4 protein-coding genes are annotated in these 4,912 nt (G+C 72.7%); all 4 read left to right on the top strand.

Features of this window, described 5'->3' with window-relative positions:
* Nucleotides 1–248: 248 nt before the first annotated feature.
* A complete protein-coding gene (locus UW392_RS53285; RefSeq protein ID WP_320782687.1) occupies nucleotides 249–1,574 on the top strand; it encodes a hypothetical protein in 1,326 nt (441 codons plus the stop codon).
* A gap of 169 nt (nucleotides 1,575–1,743) precedes the next feature.
* Entirely contained in the window at nucleotides 1,744–3,342 is a 1,599-nt protein-coding gene (locus UW392_RS53280; protein WP_320782686.1) for an ABC-F family ATP-binding cassette domain-containing protein, read from the top strand.
* 336 nt (nucleotides 3,343–3,678) lie between these two features.
* On the top strand, nucleotides 3,679–3,900 hold the full coding sequence (locus UW392_RS53275; protein ID WP_053128672.1) for a helix-turn-helix domain-containing protein: 222 nt from the start codon (nucleotides 3,679–3,681) through the stop codon (nucleotides 3,898–3,900).
* Nucleotides 3,901–4,018: 118 nt separating this feature from the next.
* Nucleotides 4,019–4,828, top strand: a complete 810-nt coding sequence (locus tag UW392_RS53270) for an enoyl-CoA hydratase/isomerase family protein (protein ID WP_320782685.1) — start codon at nucleotides 4,019–4,021, stop codon at nucleotides 4,826–4,828.
* Nucleotides 4,829–4,912 lie beyond the last annotated feature (84 nt).

Genomic DNA, 4,912 nt, shown 5'->3' with positions numbered 1-4,912 from the left:
CCCCGGCCCCGCCGGCCCGAAGCTCCGCGCCCCGCTCCCCGGAGCGGGGCACGGGCCCGGCACCCCCCGCCACCCTCGCGGAACCCGCCCCGCGACCCCCGCGGCACCCTTGTCCGGGACACGTCGAGGCATTCCGTTTGGGTTTTCGGACCGTCAACCGGAAGACTGCACCCGTGACGTCCCGTATCCCGCGCGACTCCAGGCTCCGACTCGTCCGCCCGCGACCCCTGGCCGCCGCCCCCAGAGCGATGAACCAGCGGCCACCACGCCGCACCGCGCCACGCCCCCCGGAGGGCACCCCGGCCCGCTCGGAGCTGGCCCGCATGGCGCGCACCGTCCTCGCCGACGCGGCCCGCGTCGCCCGCTGGGCAGACGCCGCCCTCGGCCCCGGCCGCGAGAGCGGGACCGCCGACGGCAAGGCCACCCTCTCCGTCGCCACCACCGAACGCGCCGCCGACGAACTGGGCCTGACCCCGGCTCAGGTCCGCGCCGACTGGGACACCGCCCGCCTCGCCGGCCTGGTCGAGGTGCACGGCGACAGCGCCCGTCCGGGCTGGCGGCTGCGCGCCTGGAACCGGGACGACAGCGCCGTACTGCGCGGCTGGGTCGCCCTCTTCGACGCCTGGTCGCTCGCCCACCCCGAGCCCGCGGACCAGGAGGCGGGCGCCGTCGCCGAGGTCGTCTCGGCCATGCCCCAGGTGCTCTCCTTCCTCCAGCTCTCCGCCGGGCCCGTGCCCGAGGCGCAACTCCTCGACCTCCTCGGCCAGCGCGTCACCGAGCTGCGTACCGAGCGCTGTGAGGTGCCCCTCGGCCCCCAGCCCGACCCCCTGCCCCGCCCCGAGGCCGACGCCGTCCTCCTCGGCCCGCTCCTCGACTGGGCCCTCGGCGCCCTCGCCGCCGTGGGAGCGCTCACCTACGGCGACGGCCAGGCCACCCTCACGCCCCTCGGCAACTGGGCGGTCTGGGTCAAGCTGGAGCAGATCTGCGTCGCCGCCCAGAGCCCCGCCGGCAATATCGAGCAGGGCGCCGAGGACATGCTCCGCGGCTGCGCCCAGCTCCGCCCCAAGGCCGCCCGCGACGAGTACCGCGCCTGGCTCGCCGCCCGCCCCGTCGGCAGCGCCGTCACCGAACTCCTCGGGGCCGCCCGGGGCGAGGACGCCCTCCTGCGCGGCCTCGCCTTCGAGGCGCTGCGCGTCGTCGGCGCCCCCGCCGAGCCCGACGTGCGGTCCGTGGCCGACGAACCGACGCTCCGCCCGTACGCCCTGCTGTGGCTGGCCGAGCACGACGGCGTCGACCCCGAGGACGCCCACGAGGTGCTCACCCGCCACGAGGCGACCTGGCTGTGGGTGGACACCGCCGCCGCCGTCGCCGACCACGGCGAGGCCCCGCTGCTGGTGCGCCACCTGGAGTCCGCGGTGCAGGCCACCGTCCCGGCCCTGCTGGACGAGGTACAGGCGGTGGGCCACCCCCGTACCGTGCAGGTCCTGGTGGCGCTGGCCGCCGCGCACCCCGACCCGGCGCTGGCCAAGGCGGTGCGCCGGGCGGCGTTCCAGGTCCACACGGGAGGCAGCTGACGGGTCCGCGGGACGCCGCCGGGCGCCCCGCGCGGGCCGCGGACGGCGCGGGAGAAAAGTGGTTGCACGGCACCGTTAGACTGGCCCCATGGCCATTCTCCTCGCGCATTAGACGGCGGGAACGCCCCTCAGCCGCCCATCCCGCCCCCACCCGCCCAGGAGTCTGTCCGTGATCTCCGCCTCCGGCATCGAGCTGCGCGCCGGTGCCCGCGTCCTCATCGAGAGCGCCACGTTCCGCGTCGCCAAGGGCGACCGCATCGGCCTCGTCGGCCGCAACGGCGCCGGCAAGACCACTCTCACCAAGTGCCTGGCGGGGGAGGGCATCCCGGCCGGCGGCACCATCACCCGCTCCGGCGAGGTCGGCTACCTCCCGCAGGACCCCCGCACCGGCGACCTCGACGTCCTCGCCCGCGACCGCATCCTCTCCGCGCGCGGCCTGGACGTCCTGCTCCGCAAGATGCGCGAGAACGAGCAGCGCATCGCGAGCGGCCAGGGCTCGACCCGGGAGAAGGCGCTCAAGCAGTACGAGCGCCAGGAGACGGAGTTCCTCACCAAGGGCGGGTACGCCGCCGAGGCCGAGGCCGCGACCATCGCCGCCGCGCTGAACCTGCCCGACCGGGTGCTCGGCCAGCCCCTGCACACGCTCTCCGGCGGTCAGCGCCGCCGTATCGAGCTGGCCCGCATCCTCTTCTCGGACGCCGACACCCTCCTGCTCGACGAGCCCACCAACCACCTCGACGCCGACTCGATCATCTGGCTGCGGGACTACCTCAAGACCTACCGCGGCGGCTTCATCGTGATCTCCCACGACGTCGACCTGGTCGAGACGGTCGTGAACAAGGTGTTCTACCTGGACGCCAACCGCGCCCAGATCGACGTCTACAACATGGGCTGGAAGCTCTACCAGCAGCAGCGCGAGGCCGACGAGAAGCGCCGCAAGCGCGAACGGCAGAACGCCGAGAAGAAGGCGTCCGCGCTGCACTCGCAGGCCGACAAGATGCGGGCGAAGGCCACCAAGACCGTCGCCGCCCAGAACATGGCCCGCCGCGCGGACAAGCTGCTGGCCGGCCTGGAGGCCGAGCGGAAGTCCGACAAGGTCGCCAAGCTGCGCTTCCCCGATCCCTCCCCGTGCGGCAAGACCCCGCTGATGGCCGAGGGCCTGTCGAAGTCGTACGGATCGCTGGAGATCTTCACCGACGTCGACCTGGCCATCGACAAGGGCTCGCGCGTCGTCATCCTCGGCCTCAACGGCGCGGGCAAGACGACCCTGCTCCGGCTGCTCGGCGGCGCCGAGCAGCCCGACACGGGCCGGGTCGTCGAGGGCCACGGCCTCAAGCTCGGCTACTACGCGCAGGAGCACGAGACCCTCGACCCGGAGCGCACGGTCCTGGAGAACATGCGCTCCGCCGCCCCGGACCTGGACCTGGTCGACGTCCGCAAGACGCTCGGCTCGTTCCTGTTCTCCGGCGACGACGTCGACAAGCCCGCCGGGGTCCTCTCCGGCGGCGAGAAGACCCGCCTGGCCCTCGCCACCCTGGTCGTCTCCTCCGCCAACGTGCTGCTGCTCGACGAGCCCACCAACAACCTCGACCCGGCCAGCCGCGAGGAGATCCTCGGCGCGCTGCGCACCTACAAGGGCGCGGTCGTCCTCGTCACCCACGACGAGGGAGCCGTCGAGGCGCTCCAGCCCGAGCGGATCATCCTCCTGCCGGACGGCGTCGAGGACCTCTGGGGTTCCGACTACGCGGATCTCGTCGCCCTGGCTTGATCGAATGAATGATCCACGGCGTATGGATCATTCGGCCGATCCGTGATCCACCATCTGTGTGAGATCTCCTCGTACCGAGGTGTGTCATACATCTTTTTCGCGGCCGAGCTCTCCCTCGTGGAGGGCTCGGCCGCGACGCGTTTCTGACCAGGCACTTCTTCGAAAGAACCCGTTCGGGTGCACGGACGCGAGGTCTTGGAATTCCTTGCTCCGCTTGTGGGGACGCACTCCTGTCGTCACAACCTTGTCTCATCGACCTTGCCGAATGGGTGGCCATGACGGCCCGGAGGGGTGATCATGAGGAGACCAGAGCGCACTTCCCATGAGGAGGCACGGGTGGCCGAGACTCTGAAGAAGGGCAGCCGGGTTACCGGCGCCGCGCGCGACAAGCTCGCGGCAGACCTGAAGAAGAAGTACGACGCCGGTGCGAGCATCCGGGCGTTGGCCGAGGAGACCGGCCGCTCGTATGGCTTCGTGCACCGCATGCTCAGTGAGTCGGGTGTCACGCTGCGAGGGCGTGGCGGGGCGACCCGGGGCAAGAAGGCCACAACGGCCTGAATGTTCCGGGCGGCCCCTCGGCTCTTCGATGGTGGCCACCCGGTCGGACACATGACCGACCGGGTGGTTACTGTGCAGTCACTTAAGTTCGGCCGACCGCACCCATCGGAGGCGCCTCATGGCTGCGCAGGACCCCGTACTCGACCAGGACCCCGTACTCGACCAGGACGGCGTACGGCTCACCGTCGACGACGCCATCGCCACGGTGACGCTGACCAACCCGGCCAAGCGCAACGCGCAGAGCCCCGCTCTGTGGCGGGCGCTCACCGAGGCAGGGCGGCGGCTGCCGGGCTCCGTCCGGATCGTCGTGCTGCGCGCCGAGGGCAAGTCGTTCTCGGCCGGACTCGACCGGCAGGCGTTCACCCCGGAGGGCTTCGACGGCGAGCCGTCGTTCCTCGACATGGCCCGCGGCCCGGACGCGGAACTGGACGCGACCATCGCCGAGTACCAAGAGGCGTTCACCTGGTGGCGGCGGAGCGACCTCCTGACCATCGCCGCCGTGCAGGGACACGCCATCGGGGCGGGCTTCCAGCTCGCCCTCGCCTGTGATCTGCGAGTGGTCGCCGACGATGTCCAGTTCGCCATGCGCGAGACCTCCCTCGGCCTCGTCCCCGACCTGACGGGCACCCACCCGCTCGTCGGCCTGGTCGGGTACGCCCGCGCCCTGGAGATCTGCGTCACCGGCCGCTACGTCCCGGCCGAGGAGGCCGTCGCCGGCGGGCTGGCCAACCTCTCCGTGCCCGCGGACCAACTGGACGACGCCGTACGCGATCTCGCCTCCGCCGTTCTCGCGGCGCCGCGCGACGCCGTGATCGAGACGAAGGCGCTGCTGCAGGGTGCGCTCGGCCGTGACCTCCCGGCCCAGCGCGCCGCGGAACGGGCGGCGCAGGGCCGCCGGCTGCGTGATCTGGCGGGGCTCGGCGAGTAGCCCGGGTGCGGGCGCGTCGTGGTCGCTCGCGCAGTTCCCCGCGCCCCTGAAGGGGCGCCCGCGCAAGGGGCGCGGGGAACTGCG

This window comes from Streptomyces sp. CRN 30 (assembly GCF_034105845.1).
This window is presented reverse-complemented; position numbering and strand designations above follow the sequence as displayed.

What these genes read in the sequence shown, in the direction of transcription:
- UW392_RS53285 (WP_320782687.1), top strand. Translation starts at nt 249, where the DNA reads ATGAACCAGCGGCCACCACGCCGCACCGCGCCACGCCCCCCGGAGGGC.
- UW392_RS53270 (WP_320782685.1), top strand. Translation starts at nt 4,019, where the DNA reads ATGGCTGCGCAGGACCCCGTACTCGACCAGGACCCCGTACTCGACCAG.